Origin of the sequence: Marinitenerispora sediminis (assembly GCF_003336425.1) — a bacterium.
Classification (GTDB): Bacteria; Actinomycetota; Actinomycetes; order Streptosporangiales; family Streptosporangiaceae; genus Marinitenerispora; species Marinitenerispora sediminis.
In genome coordinates this window covers 12861-28897 of the sequence record NZ_QEIO01000012.1, presented here as the reverse complement: position 1 = coordinate 28897, position 16037 = coordinate 12861, and the positions used below count along the sequence as shown (strand labels likewise).

Here is a 16037-nt window from a genome sequence, read left to right as displayed (position 1 = left end):
ACCGATGTGACGAACGGCACGCGATCGCGGGCTCGGATCCCCGGTGGATTGGGCGGAGCGGTACCGGGAGCCGCCCTGCCCGGCCCTCGCCCCGGCGCGCGCTCCCCCCGGGTTACCCCCGTCCGCCGTAGAACTCGTGGACCGCCTGGTAGGTGGGCCGGTTCTGCCAGGGGATGCGGTCGACCGTAACGCCGCCCAGCGGGGCGTGCACCACCGAGTCGGCGCACACCTGGTCGCCGGCGGCGCACTCCGCGTCGCCCGGGTAGACCTCGGTCGCCGGTGCGGCCGCGGCCTCGGCGAGCGCGTCCAGCAGCACCGCCCGGCAGGCGTCGAGCTCGCCGCCTCCGCAGTAGGCGGTGCCGAGCGGGCCGGCGACCTCGTCACCGAGGACGGTGCGCAGGTCCTTGTCGACATAGGACCACCAGCCGTACTGGAAGCTCGACCCCTTGTGGGCCTGGCCCTGGTTCACGCTGCCGGGCTCGCCGCCGCCGATCTGGCCGGAGGGCGACTCGTCGACCTGCGCGACGCCGGACACCGCCTCGTACAGCTCCGTGCCGAGCCCCGGCTCGAACTGCGCCCGCACGAGCAGCGGCCACCAGGCGTCCATGGTCCGGATGGCATCGGCGTGCGCGTACTCCCCGCTGCCGGGCGCGGTCTCGCGGCGGGTCGCGCCGGCCTGCTGCCAGGCGCGCAGGTCCTCGACGGCCGCGGCGAGGGCGGGGTCGTCGACGGGGGCGCTGTCCAGCACCCGGAGCAGCTCGGGCAGCACCTGGTCGCCGCGCAGGTCGACGGTGGCGGCCTCCTGCATGGCGGCGACGAGGGCCGCCGGGGTGACCGGCGCGTCGGCGGCCACGAGCTCCCGGAGCCGCTCGTCCAGCAGGTCGCCGCGGTGCACCGACCCGGTGGCGTATCCGGAGGTGTATCCGGCGGCGGGCTTGTTGTTCCAGTTGACGTAGTAGTCGGCGTCGCGGGAGTTGGGGTGCTCGGCGAGCGGGGTGTAGTCGGCGCCGTTGGTCTCGGGGTCCCAGCCGGCCCAGCCGGCGGCGGAGTCGGCGCTGATCGGCAGGTTGGGGTTGGTGCCCGGGGTGCGCACCGGGTTGGCGCCGGAGTTGACGTAGGCGATCTGCTCGTCGTCGGCGTAGTGCCAGTTGAACGCGTAGCCGATGTCCATGGCGGCGTTCTGGAAGTCGGCCGCCGAGCGGACGGCGCCGGGGTCGTTGAACTTCTGGAAGCCGATGATGGAGTCGACCTCGCGCAGGTAGGTGGAGCGGCGGGTGGCGAAGGCGACCGGGACGCCGTCGACGGTGCCGAAGCTGTCGACGAGGCCGAACCTGGACCGCAGCGCCGTGAGGGTGTAGGAGCCGGCGGGGGTCTGGTCGGCGACGGTCGGCGACCACTCGTTGTACACGCTGAGCTCCTCCAGGGCGACGCAGTCGGCGCCGTCCCGGTAGTGCCGCGACTCCACGGTGGGCGTGCCTCCGCCGGGTTCGCACAGTTCCACCGCGAAGGTGTCGGTGATGTCCTGGCCGGCGGACGTGGGGCTCCAGGAGTAGTCGGCGCCGCGGCCGATCTGCACGTAGAAGCTGACGCCGGGGAAGGAGGCCCCGCGCGCGCTGATGCCGGGGCCCTGGAGCTCCTGGACGAGCAGCAGCTGCGGCAGGTAGTAGCCGGTCTGCGGACCGGCGACGGAGACGGGGTGGCCGCTCTCGGTGTGCTCGCCGGAGACGACGAGGGCGTTGGACATGCTCGGCGGCCCGTCGAGCAGGTCGCCGGGGAGCAGCCCGTCGTTGAACACGCCCTCGGCCGCGGACAGGTCGCCCTCCTCGGCGAGTTCGGCGAGCCGGTCCTGGTCGGCCTCGGGCAGGTCGGCGGCGGAACCGGCTCCGCTACCGCTGTCCTCGGTGCCGCCGGCGCGCGCCGGGGCGGCGGCACCGGTGGCGGCGGCGCCGCTCCGGTCGCGGACGATGTCGTAGGGCACCACGGAGCCGGGGTCGGGGACGGCCTCGCCCACGGGCTGGTCGGGGGTCTGGGTGTAGGGGAACTCCCCCTCGGCGGTCACCACGGCCTCCGGGTCGTTCTCCATGCGCCAGGTGCGCCAGATCCGCTCGCCGTCCTCGGGGCCGTAGCGGTCCCAGAATCCGGCCCGCACGAGCGCGGACCGCACCTCGTCGCCGCCCCCGCCGCCGAACAGCAGCCCGACCATCGCCGCGATTCCGACGACGTCGGTGGCGCCGAAGTGCTCGATCTCGCCGGCCTGGGTGATGGCGTCCTTGTGGCCGGTGAGCACATACTCGCCGGGGTAGTCGCGGCGCTGCTCGGCGCGGTCGATGTAGGCGTTGATGCCCTCCACGTAGCTCTCGACGTCGGCGAGGGCCTGGGCGCCGCGCTCGCCGCTCGCCGCGACGCGGTCGATCTGGGCCTGCTTGTCGGCCTCGGTGTAGGGGGCGCCGCGCCACAGGCTCTGTTCCAGCGCCTGGTTGCTCTCGGCACCGCCGGCGAACGCGGTGAGCTGCCCCCGGCCGAGGTTGCGGAGCAGGTCCATGAGGAACAGCCGGTCCTGGGCGGCGGCATAGCCGGCGCCGTACATGGTTCCGGCGCGGGTGGTCCCGTAGACGTGCGGGATGCCGTGCCGGCGGTCGCGGACGATCGTGACGTCGAAGCGCGGCTGGACCTGGGAGCCGATCTCGTCGGCGGGGACGCCGAACGAGGCGTCCAGGAAGTAGTCGTCGATCGCGGTGCCGGTGAGGTCGTCGTAGCCGTGCAGCAGGCCGTCGTAGGCCGCCAGCTGGGTGTCGGAGAACTGCGGCCGGGTGCCGAACAGCTGGTGGCCGAGGATCTCGACCAGGGTGGCGTTGCCGTTCTGACCGGGCGCGAGGATGTCGTGGCAGCCGTCGCCGCAGTAGTCCTCGACGGCGGCCATGAGCCGGGCCGCGTCGAGCCGGCCGGCGGGCTCGGCCGCGGCCGGGGCGGCCGTGGCCGCACCGGTCGCCAGGCAGATGACCGCCGTTCCCGCGGCGGCGGCCGCGTGCCATCGGGGGCGTCGCACCATGTCCACACACCTCGTTCACGCGGGGGTGCGGGTAGGTTACGCAGCGAGAGCAGTTTTCCGAAAGACATTCATATTTATCGGTCAGCAGCACCGGGCGGCCAGCCGCCGGCAGGCGTGCGGTATTACCGCTGGTAACAGCGGAGTGCGGGTACGCCGCCCGCTCCGGAGGTCCGGCCGCGGCCGCGTTGGCCGGTTGCGGCCAGGGGCCGCCGGGGTAGCGGTACCCCCTGGCGGCCGTCCGGAAGCCGGACGAACGGCGGCGGCCGCCCACGGCTCGGCGCACCCCGGGCGGGGAGACGCGTTCGGCGCGTTCGGGCGGTGTCGCGAGTGGGGGCCGATGCTGGAGGAGGGCGTGACGCGCGCCCATCTGCCCCGCGCCCTCGCGGAACTCTCCGCCGGCCGGCCGGTCGGGTTCGGGCCGGTGACCGCGACACCCCACGCGTTGGCCATCGACCGCACCGAAATCCCGTGGGGCGAGATCTCCGGGGTCACGATCGAGGACGGCTACCTCGACATCAAGCGGACCGGGAAGCTGTTCACGACCTCGCAGCAGGTCGGCTACGTCCCCGACTTCCTCGTCTTGGTCGCGCTGGTGCGCGAGTACACCGGCGCGTCGCTGGACCAGCCGGCCCCCGTTTCCCTGCGCCCGGAGCCGTCACGGCCCCGGGCTTTCCGGCGTGCGGAGCGACTCCGCAACTCGGGACACGCCCGGGGCCGCTGCCCCGTTCGGCCTCAGTCCCCGTCCTCCAGGTCGCCCTCCAGCCGGAGGTAGGTCTCGCGGAGCCGGTCGAGGGTGGCGGGATCCGGTTGCTGCCACAGCTCTCGGTCGGCGGCCTCCAGCAGGCGCTCGGTGATGCCGCGCAGCGCCCACGGGTTGGAGCGTTCGAGGAACTCCCGGTTCTCGGGGTCGAAGACGTAGCTCTCCGCGAGTCTGGCGTACATCCAGTCGTCCACCACGCCGGCGGTGGCGTCGTAGCCGAACAGGTAGTCGACCGTGGCGGCCAGCTCGAAGGCGCCCTTGTAGCCGTGGCGGCGCATGGCGGCGATCCAGCGCGGGTTGACGACGCGGGCGCGGAAGACGCGCCGGGTCTCCTCGGCGAGCGTCCGGGTGCGCACCTGGTCCGGGAGCGCGGAGTCGCCCACGTAGGCGGCCGGGTTGGCGCCCGTGAGGCGGCGCACCATCGCCACCATGCCGCCGTGGTACTGGAAGTAGTCGTCGGAGTCGACGATGTCGTGCTCGCGGGTGTCCTGGTTCTTGGCCGCCACCGCGATGCGGCGGAACGAGGCCTCCATGTCGGCGCGCGCCTCCCGGCCGTCCAGGCCGCGGCCGTAGGCGTAGCCGCCCCACACCGCGTAGACCTCGGCGAGGTCGGCGTCGTCCCGCCAGTTGCGGGCGTCGATGAGCGGCAGCAGGCCGGCCCCGTAGGCGCCCGGCTTGGAGCCGAAGATCCGGGTGGTCGCCCGCCGCCAGTCGCCGTGGCCGGCGTGGTCGGCCAGCGCGTGGGCGCGGGGGTAGTTGGCCTCCGGCGGCTCGTCCAGCTCGGCGACCGCCGCGACCGCGTCGTCGAGCAGCTTGATGACGTGCGGGAAGGCGTCGCGGAAGAACCCGGAGATCCGCACAGTGACGTCGATGCGCGGGCGGCCGAGTTCGGCCGGCGGGACGATCTCGAACCCGGTGACCCGGCGCGACGCGTCGTCCCAGGTCGGCCGGACCCCGAGGAGGGCCAGCACCTCGGCGACGTCGTCGCCCTGGGTGCGCATGGCGGCGGTGCCCCACACGGTGAGGCCGACCGATCGCGGGTACTTCCCGGTGTCGTCGAGGTGGCGCCGCACGAGGGAGTCGGCGAGGGCCTGGCCCACCTCCCACGCGTTGCGGGACGGCACCGCCTTGGGGTCCACCGAGTAGAAGTTGCGGCCGGTCGGCAGCACGTTGACCAGGCCGCGGGTGGGCGATCCGGACGGCCCGGCCGGCACGTGGCCGCCGTCGAGCGCGTGCAGCACGGCGTCGATCTCGCCGCTGGTCGCCGCGAGCCGCGGCACCACCTCCTCGGCGGCGAACGCGAGCACCCGCTCGGCGTCCGGCGCCGGCCGGCCGATCACCTCCGCCAGCACGGTGCCGGCCTTGTCGGCGACCCAGCCCAGGGCGTCCATCCGCTCCACGGCCCGGCGGGCGAGCGCGTCGAGGAGGTCGATCGCGTCGGAGCCGCTGCGGCTCGGTCCGTCGACCAGTTCGGTGAGGGCGGCGGGCACGTCGACGGGGGCGCCGGGCTCGGCCAGCAGCGCCTTCTCGTCCAGCCCGAAGCACGCGGCGATCGCGGCCCGCAGCCCGGGCAGCGCGCCCGCCTGGTTGGCCCACACCTGCGCGGCGCGCAGCACCGCGAGCACGAGGTTGGTCCGCGCCTCGCCCTCGGGGGCGGCACCGAGGACGTGCAGGCCGTCCCGGATCTGGACGTCCTTGATCTCGCACAGGTAGCCGTCGACGTGCAGGACGAAGTCGTCGAACTCCTCCTCCCCCGGCATCTCGGCGGTGTGCAGGTCGTGGTGGAGCTCCGCGGCCTTGACCAGCGTCCAGATCTGGGCGCGCAGCGCGGGCGCCTTGTCGGGGTCCAGGTCGCTGACCAGCGCGTACTCGTCGAGCAGCTGCTCCAGACGGGCGATGTCGCCATAGGTGTCGGCGCGCGCCATGGGCGGCACGAGGTGGTCCACGACGGTCGCGTGGCCGCGGCGCTTGGCCTGCGTCCCCTCACCCGGGTCGTTGACGATGAAGGGGTAGACCAGCGGAAGGTCGCCCAGGACGGCGTCCGGCGCGTCCTCCGCGGCCAGCCCCAGCCCCTTGCCCGGCAGCCACTCCAGAGTGCCGTGCTTGCCCAGGTGGACCACGGCGTCCGCGCCGAACCCGCCCGCCTCCCGTGCCGTCTCCAGCCACCGGTAGGCGGCCAGGTAGTGGTGGGAGGGCGGCAGGTCGGGGTCGTGGTAGATGGCGATCGGGTTCTCGCCGAAGCCCCGCGGCGGCTGGATCATCAGGACGACGTTGCCGAAGCGCAGGCAGGCCAGCACGATCTCCGGGCGGCCGGCGGAGTCGTCGGTGTACAGCTCGCCCGGCGGCTCCCCCCAGTGCTCGCGGATGCCGTCGCGCAGGGGCGCGGGCAGCGCGTCGAACCACCGCTGGTAGTCGTCGAGGGGGACCCGGGCCGGCGCCTGGGCGAGCTGCTCCGCCGTGAGCCACTCGACGTCGTGGCCGCCGGCGGCGATCAGGGCGTGGATGAGCGGGTCGCCGTCGTCGGCGCGCCGGCCCTCCTCCGGCGCGGGCGGGCGCCAGAGCCGGTCGTCGGGGCCCAGGTCGTAGCCATGCTCGGCGAGCCGGCGGAACAGCCGCACGGCCGAGGCGGGGGTGTCCAGGCCGACGGCGTTGCCGACCCGGGAGTGCTTGGTGGGGTAGGAGGAGAGCACCACGGCGAGCCGCCGCCCGGCCGGCGGGATCGCGCGCAGCCGGGCGTGGCGCACGGCGATGCCCGCGAGGCGGGCGCAGCGTTCGGGATCGGCGGCGTACACGGGCACGCCGGTGGCGGGGTCCAGCTCCTTGAAGGAGAACGGGACCGTGACGATCCGGCCGTCGAACTCGGGGATCGCGACCTGCATGCCGGCGTCCATGGGGGTGAGCGCGGCGTCGGAGGCCGCCCAGGCGGCGCGGCTGGAGGTCAGCACGAGCCCCTGCAGGACCGGCACGTCCAGTGCGGCGAGCGCGCCGGCGTCCCAGGCGTCCTCGTCGCCGCCGCCGCTGGCGTCGGCGGCCACGGCCCCGCCGGCCGCGAGCACGGTGGTGATGACCGCGTCGGCCCGGTCGAGCAGCTCGAACAGGCCGGAATGGGTGTCCCGCGACACGCCGCGCAGCGACCCCGTGAAGACCGGCAGCGGGGCGCCGCCGGCCGCCTCGATCGCCGCGCACAGCGTGTCGACGAACGCGGTGTTCCCGGAGAGCTCGTGGGCGCGGTAGAAGACGACGGCGACGGTGGGCCGGCCGGGGTGCGCGGCAGGCGTGCCGCGGGTCCCGTACTCGGGCATCGGCCGGGGCGGCTCGAAGCCCTCCCCGGTCAGCAGCACGGTGTCGGAGAGGAAGCGGGCGAGTTCCCGCAGGTTGCCGACTCCGCCCTCGCGCAGGTATCCGTGCGCCTCGGTGGCGACTCCGGAGGGCACCGTGGACAGGGCGAGGAGTTCGGCGTCGGGGGCGGCCTCACCGCCGAGGGCGACGAGCGGGACACCGCTGGCGCGCAGCGCGTCGAGGCCGCGCGGCCATGCCTCGCGTCCGCCGAGGAGCCGGACGACGGCGACGTCCGCGCCGTCCAGCAGGCCGGGCAGGTCGGCCGGGTCGGTGCGCGCGGGGTTGGCGGTGCGGTAGCCGGCGCCGGCGGCGCGCGCGGCGAGCAGCTCGGTGTCGGCGGTGGACAGCAGCAGGATCGTGGCCATGCCTGGTCCTTACTTCCTGTCGGGGTCCTCGCCCCGGAACGGAACACGTGCGCGGCGGCGCGAAGTCTCCTGGCTCGGGATTCGCCGCCCGCCCCGGCCTTCCCGCCGCTCGCGCGGCAGTGGCCTCGTTCGAGGCGGGCTCCCCCCTGACAGTTGCGGGACAGCCACGGATTCGCACCGTGTTCCTCCGGTCGCCGGGTCCCATCCTGGCAGAGCGGCCCCGCCGGACCGTGTGCGGGCGGCTCGCCGAGGCCGGCGGCTACCTGTCGGCCGCGGACCTGGCCGGGACGGCGACCGCGGAGGCGGGCCCGGGGCCGCGGATCGGCACCCAGGAACCGTCCGGGCACGGCCCGGCCGAGGACGACCTGCGGCGGGTCGACGAGTGGAGGGGCGACGTGCTGCTGCGCGCCGCGGATCCGGCCACGGCCCGTGCGGCGGCGGCCCGGCTCCGGGAGCGCCGGGCCGGCTGAGCGGGGGCAGGGCGGGGCACAGCGCCGTCCCGCCATGGCGGGGATGACGGGATTCTGTTACCGGGAAGCGACTCGGCGGTCCGATTCAGGTGCGAGAATTCCTGACTATGACCCACTACCCTGAGCCGCCCATGGGACAGGGCGAACCCCACCACCAGACCGGAGGCGGGCCCGCCAACCCGGGCCTCCCCTCGGGGGGCTACCCCTCCGGTGCGATGGTGCCCTACAACCAGACGCCGCAGACCGGAGGCTGGCAGGCGCCTCCCGACTACCAGACCACGCCCCCCGGCGGCGAGCCCACGCTGACCACCATCGGCGACATCACGGTGACCCAGAGCCAGGTCATCACGCCGGGCGGCGCGTTCCCGCTGCGCGGCAGCGTCTGGACGATCAACAACCTCGTCCAGACCGAGCAGAAGATGCCGACCTGGGCGCTGATCCTCGCCCTGCTCGGCTTCCTGTTCATCTGCGTGTTCAGCCTGTTCTTCCTACTGGTCAAGGAGACCCGCGTCTCCGGCACCGTGCAGGTCGCGGTGCGCAACGGGCAGCAGTACCACACCACGCAGATCCCGGTGCACAGCCAGGTGCAGGTCAACCAGGTGCACCAGAACTTCAACTACGTGCGGTCGCTGGCCGCCGGCGCGTGAGCCCGGCGGCCGGCACCGCCCGGCGGTGCGCGGCCTGACGGCGCCCCCGGACGGCCCTGCGCGCTCCGTCCGGCGCGGGTGACGGGACTCCGCGGAGCGGCCACGGCGCCGCCCCCCTCCGCGAGAGTCCGCCACCCCGACCTTCCGCTCGGCACGCCGCCGCGCGCGCTCCGCTGGACCCGCCGGCTGCCACGCCCCCGGGGCCGTCGGGGCCGCCAGGTCCCACATAACACCGCGAATCGGACAGCACACCGCGTTCGGTAACAAAAACGTCACCTTCTCTCCGGATGCGAGTACGTGCCCGCGCACCGGTAAGGAAGCGGCGCATGACCGAAACCGCTGCTCCGAACACCGGACGGACCCGGGAGGCGGCCACGCCGTGACGCTCCCGGAGTACATCGCCAGCCGCTTCGACATGCTGGCCTTCCAGGCCGTCCAGCACGCGAGCATGGTGGCCCAGTGCCTCCTGGTCGCCGCCGCCGTCGGCGTCGGGCTGGGCATCCTCGTGCACCGCGACGAGCGGGCGACGGCGCTGGCCACCGGCGCGACCAGCGTGCTGTTCACCATCCCCTCCCTCGCCATGCTCGGCCTGCTCATCGCCCCCCTCGGACTGGGCGTGGCGCCGAGCGTCACGGCGATCGTCCTCTACGCGCTGCTCCCCGTCCTGCGCAACACCATCGTCGGCCTGAACGGCGTGGACCCCGCGCTCGTGGAGGCCGCGCGCGGCATCGGCATGAGCCGCTCGCGCGTGCTGCTGCGCGTCCAGCTGCCGCTCGCCTGGCCGGTCATCCTGACCGGCCTGCGGGTGGCCGCCCAGCTGGCCATGGGCATCGGGGCCATCGCCGCGTTCGTCTCCGGGCCGGGGCTCGGGGACCAGATCTTCTCGGGGCTCGCCCGCATCGGCGCCGCGAACGCGCTCAACGCCACGCTCGTGGGGACGCTGGGCATCGTGCTCATGGCCCTGCTGTTCGACGCCCTCTTCGTCCTGATCGGCAAGCTGACGACCTCACGGGGGATCCGGAGCCATGCCTGAGACCACCACCGCCCACCCGCAGACCCTGGCCGCGCTCGCCGCGGAGGACGGCGGAACGGCCGGCGTCCCGATCGAGCTGATCGGGGTGTCCAAGCGGTTCGGCTCCGCCGACCCCGTCGTCGACGACCTGACGATGACCGTTCCGGCCGGGGAGATCGTCGTGCTGCTCGGGCCGTCCGGCTGCGGCAAGACCACGACGATGCGCATGATCAACCGGCTGATCGAGCCCACCTCCGGCCGCATCCTCATCGGCGGGCTCGACGCCCGGGCGCAGCAGCCGGACCAGCTGCGCCGGCACATCGGCTACGTCATCCAGCAGGCCGGGCTGTTCCCCCACATGACGGTGGCGGGCAACATCGCGCAGGTGCCGCTGATGCTCGGCTGGGACCGGCGGCGCATCGCCCGGCGGGTCGACGAGCTGCTGGAGCTGGTCGGGCTCGACCCCGCCGAGTACCGCGACCGGTACCCGCGCCGGCTCTCCGGCGGGCAGCAGCAGCGGGTCGGCGTCGCTCGGGCGCTCGCCGCGGACCCGCCGGTGCTGCTCATGGACGAGCCGTTCGGCGCGCTCGACCCGATCACCCGCGAGAACCTGCAGGAGGAACTGCTGCGGCTGCAGGGCGAGCTGTCCAAGACGATCGTGTTCGTCACGCACGACGTCGACGAGGCGCTGCGGCTCGGCGACCGCATCGCCATCCTCGGCGCCGGATCGCGGATCGTGCAGTTCGGGACGCCCGAGGAGATCCTCGCCGAGCCGGCCGACCCCAGCGTCGAGCAGTTCGTCGGCGGCGGGTCCTCCATGAAGCTGCTCAAGCTCACCCGGGTCCGCGACGTCGCCCTGGACGACGCGGTGCGCGCCCGCCCCGGCGACGACGTGGCCGACCTGCGGCGACGACTGCACGAGGCCGCACGCGACTGGGCGGTCGTGCTGGACGAGGAGGAGCGCCCGCTGCGGTGGGTGGGCCGCGAGGACCTGGCGGGCGGCTCCGGGCCGGTCGGCGTGCTCCCGTCGGCGGCAGGCAGCCGGATCGACACCGTCATCTCCGGCGGCTCCACGCTGCAGGAAGCGGTCGAGGCGCTGCTCAACGCCGACCGGGAGGTGGTCCCGGTGGTCGGACGGCACGGCCGCTACGTGGGCGCCGTGACGCTCGCGACCGTCCGCCAGGCGATCCAGGAGGTCAGGCAGCGGCGGCAGCCGGCGCGGCACGTGCGGGCCGATGGAGCCGGCACGGCGGTCCCCGCGGCATCCGGCGGCGTGCCGGACACGGCGGCGCTGGCCGGCGCGGCCGAGGCCGGCGCCGCGGACGAGGCGGACGCCCGATGAGCGCGGTCGGCACCCCGGCCGCGCGCACCGGCGGCGGACCGGCCGCGGCGCCGCTCGGGGCCGGCTGGCGGACGCTGCTCACCCCCGCCGGCGTCCTGCTCGCCGCCGTGGCCACGGTGGCCTACACCCAGGCGGCCGACCTCGACTCCACGGAGGCGCGGTCCCTCAACCTGCCGCACATCGCGGCCAAGACGTGGGAGCATGTCGGGCTGACCGCGGTGTCGACCCTCCTGGTACTGGCCATCGCCGTCCCGCTGGGCGTGCTGGTGAGCCGGCGGTGGATGCGGTGGTCGACGCCGGCGGTGCTCGCGGTCGCCAACATCGGCCAGTCCGCCCCGCCAGTGGGGGTGATCGTGCTGCTGGCGATCGCGGTCGGCATCGGCTTCTGGCCGGCCGTCGTGGCCCTGGTGCTCTACGGCATGCTGCCCGCGCTGCGCAACACGATGGTCGGCCTTCGCGAGGTGGATCCGGCCCTCGTCGAGGCGGCCCGCGGGATCGGGATGTCGGCGTGGCGAGTGCTGGTGCGGGTGGAACTCCCCCTCGCGGTGCCGGTGATCCTCGCCGGCGTCCGCACCACCGTGGTGCACAACGTGGGCGTGGCCGGCCTGGCGGCCTTCATCAACGGCGGCGGACTGGGCGAGCTCGTGGTGTCCGGCGTCAACACGAGCCGGGTCGCCACGCTCGTGGTGGGCTCGGTGCTCATCGCGCTGCTCGCCCTGCTCGTGGACTGGATCGCCGGAGTCGTGACCGCCGCGCTGCGGCCGAAGGGACTGTGATGGGTGCACACGCGCGCCGCGCACGGATGCTCGCCGCGGCCCTGGGACTGGCGGTCCTGGCCGGCGGCTGCGGCCTGCGGGCCGCCTCGCAGTACATCCCCGACGTGGAGCCCGGCTCGATCCGGTACTACCCGGAGCTGGAGGGCGAGCAGATCCGGGTGGCCTCCAAGGAGCTCACCGAGCAGCTGATCCTCGGCAAGATCGCGGTGCTGGCGCTCGACGCCGCCGGCTTCGAGGTGGTGGACCGTACCAACATCCAGGGCAGCGACAACGCCCGACGGGCCATGCTGGCCGGGGAGAGCGACCTCATGTGGGAGTACACCGGGACCGCGTGGCTCGTCTACGAGGGGCAGGACGAGGTGCTCAAGGAGCCCCGAGACCAGTACGAGCGGATCCGGGACCTCGACCTGGAGCGCAACGGCATGGTGTGGCTGAACCCGCCGGCGCCGCTGGACAACACCTACGCGATCGTGGTGACGCCCGAGACAGCCGAGCGCTACGACGTGCACGGCATCTCCGACATCGAGAACATCCCGCACTCCGAGCGGTCGCTGTGCATGGACACCGAGTTCTTCAACCGGGACGACGGGCTGGCCTCGCTGCGCGACGACTACAACCTGTCCGAGGAGGAGTTCCCCTCCCGCGGCGACGTCATGACGTCCGGGGTGGTGTACGCGGCCGTGGACCGGGGCTCCTGCACGCTCGGATCGGCGTACTCCACCGACGGCCGGATCGGCGCGCTCGGCCTCACCATGCTGGAGGACGACCGCCAGGCGTTCCCGATCTACAACCCGGCGGTCAACGTCCGGCAGGAGTTCGCGGAGCGCTACCCCCAGCTCACCGAGATCTTCGCGCCGATCGCCGAGCGCCTGGACAACGAGACCATCATGCGGCTGAACGCCCGGGTGGACGAGGAGGGACAGGACCCGGTGTTCGTGGCACGCGATTGGATGGTCCAGGAGGGCTTCGTCGAAGAGGGCGACTCGCTGCTGGCCGGCCGCTGACCGGGCGCGCCGGGGCTGTCGCGGGACCGCGGAGGGGAACGCGGTCCCGCGGCCGCCTCCGGCACGCGGCGCGCGGCTACTCCGGCCCGGCCGCCTCGGCCGCGCCCGGTCCGGTGCCGCCGGTGAGGTGGTCGATCAGGACGTCGCGGGCGTAGGGCGCCAGCGGCTGCTCCCCCGCCCGCTCGGCGAGGGCGGCGGCCTCCTCCGCGTCCAGCGTGATGGTCAGCGACCGGGCGCCCTCGGGCACGGCTCGCGGCAGGCCGAGCATCCGCCGGTGCAGCGCCTCGAGCGCCTCGGGCGGCATCTTGCCGTAGGCCGCTTCCAACTGGAGCAGCCATTCGCGGGTCTCCAGCCACCGGGCGTGCCGCCCGGCCAGGACGCGCAGATAGCACTGCACGCTCTGGCCGCCGGCGGCGCGCCGGAGTTCGGCGTGGGTCAGCGGGTCGAGCGAGAGGACGACGTCGTGCCGCCGGCCGTCGGCGGCCGGGGCGGAGGACGGGACTTCGGTCAGGGCGGTGGTGCTCACCGGGAGCCTCCTGTGCGGATCGCGGGATCGGGCGAGGACGCCCGCAGCCGGACGGCTGGGACGAGAACGGCGGTGCACTCACCTGGTGGGCTGTCGACGCTGGCGCTCCCGCGCCCCGGCGCACTGCCGGACCGCGGCCCCACGATCCTTCGACCGCTGACTGCGTCCAACTGTAAGCGCAGAGTAGTCAGGAAATCCAGGGCTGCCCCCAGGTTGTTCGGCCCACCCCCGCCCAGCGCTCGCGCGAGCACCGGAGTGCCGCACACCGGTCCGGCGGCGGGACACCGGGGCCGGCCGCCGCCCATATATGCCCTTGCGCGTATATGCCCACGGGGCCATATTCGGCCCGTGCCCGCGCCCACTCCCCTGCCCTTCCAGGCCCCGAGCGACCCGACCCGGCTGCGCATCCTCGACCTGCTGCGCGTCCGGCCGCGCAACGTCGGCGAACTCGTCGAGGAGCGGGCCGTCAGCCAGCCGCGGGTCTCCAAGCACCTGCGGGTCCTGCGCGAGGCGGGGCTGGTGGCGGTCCGCTCCGACGCCCGGCACCGGCGCTACCGGCTGCGCGTGGAACCGCTGGCCGACCTCGACGCCTGGCTCGCCCCGTACCGGGAGCTGTGGAACGGGCGGCTGGACGCCCTCGAACGGCACCTGGCCAGCCTGCCCCGCGACTCCGGCGGCTCCGGCGGCTCCGCCAGCACCCCCACCGGACCGCACACCGAGGAGCCCGCCCCGTGACCACCCTCCACACCCTCGACGGCCACCCGGCCCTCCGCTTCGAACGGCATCTCCCGCACAGCCCGGACCGGGTCTGGCGGGCGGTCACCGACCCCGGGCACCTCGGACGCTGGTACCCCTTCGCGGTCACCGAACCGCAGCCGCGCCCGGGCGGCCGGGTGGTGCTCGACGACGGTGCGGGGAACCGCGTGACCGCCGTGATCACCGACGTCGAGCCGCCCCGGCTGTTCGCCTTCGACGAGCACGATCCCGAGGGCGGGGACCGCGAGTTCGACGACCACGTCCGCATCGAACTGCGCCCCGCCGGCGACGGCGGCCGCGTCCTGGTCCGCACCCACGTCCGCGCCGATCCCGCGATCGCCGACAGCGCCTCCCGCAGCTGGGAGGGATACCTGGACGCTCGCCGCGGCGCTGGCCCCGCTGTGACCGGCCGGGCACCCGACCGGCCGTCCCCGGTCCGGTGCCGGCGGCGGCGCGGGCGCGCGTCCGCCGAAGAATGTCACTACCAGGCGATACGGTCGTGGAAACGCCCCCGCAGGAGGCACCATGGTCACCCACTGGCACATCGCCCCGCTCACCGAGCGCTACTCCCCTGCCGTGCTGCACAGTCTGGCCGACGCCCTGAGCGACCCCGCCTACGTGGCCCACCTCGCCGCCGAACTCCACCGCGCCGCCGAGCACCACCGGACCTTCGCCGACCTCCGCCGGCGGGTCCGCGAGAGCTGCGACGGACTCACCCACGAGCAGCTGACGGCCGCCGCCCGCGCGTCCCGCCGCCACGCCCGGCGCGGCGGCCTCGCGGGCGAGGTCCGCGACCTGGAGCGATCCCGCGTCCGGCGGCTGGCGGAGTACACCGAAGGACCGTACCGGGCCGCCGCGGACCCGTGGCCGGTGTCCCGCGGGAACCGGTAGCGCGCCGCCCGCCTTCCGGGGCCCCCGGGGGAAGGCGTGTCCCCGTGCCACCCCGGGCCCGGACGCGGGGGCGCACGCGCGGCCGCACCAGCTCCGGCCGTCCTCCCCCGTGGCCGCCCCACCGTCCCGACCTCCCAGCGTGCGCGGCCCGGCCGCCGCCCCGCCGGGTCCACCGCAGAGTACGGAGCCCCGATGTCCCTCCTGTCCGTCCCGGCCGTCGCCACCGCAGCGGCGTGGGTCCTCAAGCCCGTCATGGTCCCCCGCCTGAAGCCGGAACTCCGCTTCGCCGAGATCCCCGGCCGAACGGCCGCGGTCCGGGTGCCGACCCGCCACGGGGACGTCGCGTGCACCGTGTACCTCCCGGCGGCGTCCGGCTCCGGCAGGCCGGCGGTGTACGTCAACATCCACGGCGGCGGATACGTCATCGCCCATCCCGAGCAGGACGACCCGTGGTGCCGCTTCCTGGCGGCGCGGGCCGGCGTCGCCGTGGTCAGCGTGGACTACTCCGTCGCGCCGCGGCACCGCTTCCCGGTCGCCGTCGAGCAGGTGTCCGACGTCGTGGCGTGGGCCGCGCGGCCGGAGCGCGACTGGGACGGACGCCGGCTGTGCGTGGGCGGCCAGAGCGCGGGCGGCGGGCTCGCCGCCGGGGCCGCGCGCCTCGCCCTGGAGAACGGCGGGCCGGCCATCGCGCTGCAGATGCTGCACTACGCCCCGCTGGACCTGGTCACCCCCGGCCGCGCCAAGCGCGGCCGGACGGACCGGCCGGTGGTCCGGCCCTGGATGACCGACATCTTCGACGCCGCGTACGCGCCCGACCCCGCCGCCCGGCGCGACCGCCTGGTCTCGCCGGCCTGGGGGACCAACGCCGAGGGCATCGCCGGCATCGCACCCGCCCTCGTCGTCACCTGCGAGTTCGACGTGCTCCGCGACGAGGGCGCCTCCTACGCGGCGTCCCTGGCGGCCGCCGGCGCGCTGGTGGCGCACCACGACGTCGCCGGAGTCGACCACGGGTACAACATCATGCACGGCACCCGCGAGGTGACGGAGCGCATGTACGACCTGATCGCCGGGCACGTGCGCCGGGCGGTCGGCTGACCAGC

General features: G+C 74.7%; 13 protein-coding genes, 1 pseudogene and 1 riboswitch. Of the genes and pseudogenes, 11 read left to right on the top strand and 3 right to left on the bottom strand.

The features are described 5' to 3' along the window. Window positions 1-112: 112 nt before the first annotated feature. Window positions 113-3049: a penicillin acylase family protein gene (locus tag DEF28_RS03670; RefSeq protein WP_114398884.1), complete on the bottom strand. Its 2937-nt coding sequence runs from the start codon at window positions 3047-3049 to the stop codon at window positions 113-115. Here DEF28_RS03670 and DEF28_RS28940 point away from each other — a divergent pair. Then, window positions 2997-3821 (top strand): DUF6585 family protein, encoded by an 825-nt coding sequence (locus tag DEF28_RS28940; protein WP_309485828.1) that lies wholly within the window; start codon window positions 2997-2999, stop codon window positions 3819-3821. The genes DEF28_RS03670 and DEF28_RS28940 overlap by 53 nt on opposite strands. Here the strand turns inward: DEF28_RS28940 and cobN are convergent. After that, a complete protein-coding gene (gene cobN, locus DEF28_RS03660) occupies window positions 3782-7513 on the bottom strand; it encodes a cobaltochelatase subunit CobN (protein ID WP_114433227.1) in 3732 nt (1243 codons plus the stop codon). The two genes, DEF28_RS28940 and cobN, sit on opposite strands and share 40 nt — an antisense overlap. Window positions 7514-7576: 63 nt before the next feature. Continuing rightward, a riboswitch (cobalamin riboswitch) is annotated at window positions 7577-7700 on the bottom strand. Between cobN and DEF28_RS03655 the strand changes: the two genes are divergently transcribed. The 6 genes from DEF28_RS03655 (at window position 7693) to DEF28_RS03630 (ending at window position 12764) form a co-directional block, all read left to right on the top strand. Continuing rightward, window positions 7693-7983 carry a hypothetical protein gene (locus tag DEF28_RS03655; RefSeq protein ID WP_114398882.1) on the top strand — a complete coding sequence of 97 codons (291 nt, stop codon included), beginning with the start codon at window positions 7693-7695 and terminating at the stop codon, window positions 7981-7983. Its footprint overlaps the riboswitch before it by 8 nt. A gap of 107 nt (window positions 7984-8090) precedes the next feature. Beyond that, window positions 8091-8630, top strand: coding sequence for a hypothetical protein (locus tag DEF28_RS03650; RefSeq protein ID WP_181874357.1), 540 nt, complete (start codon window positions 8091-8093; stop codon window positions 8628-8630). 379 nt (window positions 8631-9009) lie between these two features. Beyond that, a complete protein-coding gene (locus DEF28_RS03645; protein WP_199493120.1) occupies window positions 9010-9663 on the top strand; it encodes an ABC transporter permease in 654 nt (217 codons plus the stop codon). Continuing rightward, window positions 9656-10984: a betaine/proline/choline family ABC transporter ATP-binding protein gene (locus DEF28_RS03640; RefSeq protein WP_147280165.1), complete on the top strand. Its 1329-nt coding sequence runs from the start codon at window positions 9656-9658 to the stop codon at window positions 10982-10984. The genes DEF28_RS03645 and DEF28_RS03640 overlap by 8 nt, the downstream gene beginning before the upstream one ends. After that, window positions 10981-11760: an ABC transporter permease gene (locus DEF28_RS03635; protein ID WP_114398880.1), complete on the top strand. Its 780-nt coding sequence runs from the start codon at window positions 10981-10983 to the stop codon at window positions 11758-11760. Before DEF28_RS03640 ends, DEF28_RS03635 begins: the two co-directional genes overlap by 4 nt. After that, window positions 11760-12764 carry a glycine betaine ABC transporter substrate-binding protein gene (locus DEF28_RS03630; protein ID WP_233515073.1) on the top strand — a complete coding sequence of 335 codons (1005 nt, stop codon included), beginning with the start codon at window positions 11760-11762 and terminating at the stop codon, window positions 12762-12764. The genes DEF28_RS03635 and DEF28_RS03630 overlap by 1 nt, the downstream gene beginning before the upstream one ends. Window positions 12765-12840: 76 nt before the next feature. Here the strand turns inward: DEF28_RS03630 and DEF28_RS03625 are convergent, their stop codons facing one another. Continuing rightward, on the bottom strand, window positions 12841-13290 hold the full coding sequence (locus DEF28_RS03625) for a hypothetical protein (RefSeq protein WP_114398878.1): 450 nt from the start codon (window positions 13288-13290) through the stop codon (window positions 12841-12843). Between the two features lie 348 nt (window positions 13291-13638). On the opposite strand from DEF28_RS03625, the gene DEF28_RS03620 reads away from it, so the two are divergent. From DEF28_RS03620 to DEF28_RS03605, 4 genes and pseudogenes are all read left to right on the top strand, one after another. Further along, window positions 13639-14025: an ArsR/SmtB family transcription factor gene (locus tag DEF28_RS03620; RefSeq protein ID WP_309485827.1), complete on the top strand. Its 387-nt coding sequence runs from the start codon at window positions 13639-13641 to the stop codon at window positions 14023-14025. Beyond that, a pseudogene (locus DEF28_RS29040) lies at window positions 14022-14411 on the top strand (SRPBCC domain-containing protein); the annotation flags it as partial. The gene DEF28_RS03620 and the pseudogene DEF28_RS29040, both read left to right, overlap by 4 nt. A 160-nt stretch (window positions 14412-14571) precedes the next feature. Next, window positions 14572-14937 carry a hypothetical protein gene (locus DEF28_RS03610; protein WP_114398877.1) on the top strand — a complete coding sequence of 122 codons (366 nt, stop codon included), beginning with the start codon at window positions 14572-14574 and terminating at the stop codon, window positions 14935-14937. A gap of 192 nt (window positions 14938-15129) precedes the next feature. Further along, the gene (locus DEF28_RS03605) at window positions 15130-16032 is read left to right on the top strand and encodes an alpha/beta hydrolase fold domain-containing protein (protein WP_114398876.1); all 903 of its coding nucleotides are present in this window, start codon (window positions 15130-15132) and stop codon (window positions 16030-16032) included. The last annotated feature ends 5 nt before the right edge of the window (window positions 16033-16037 follow it).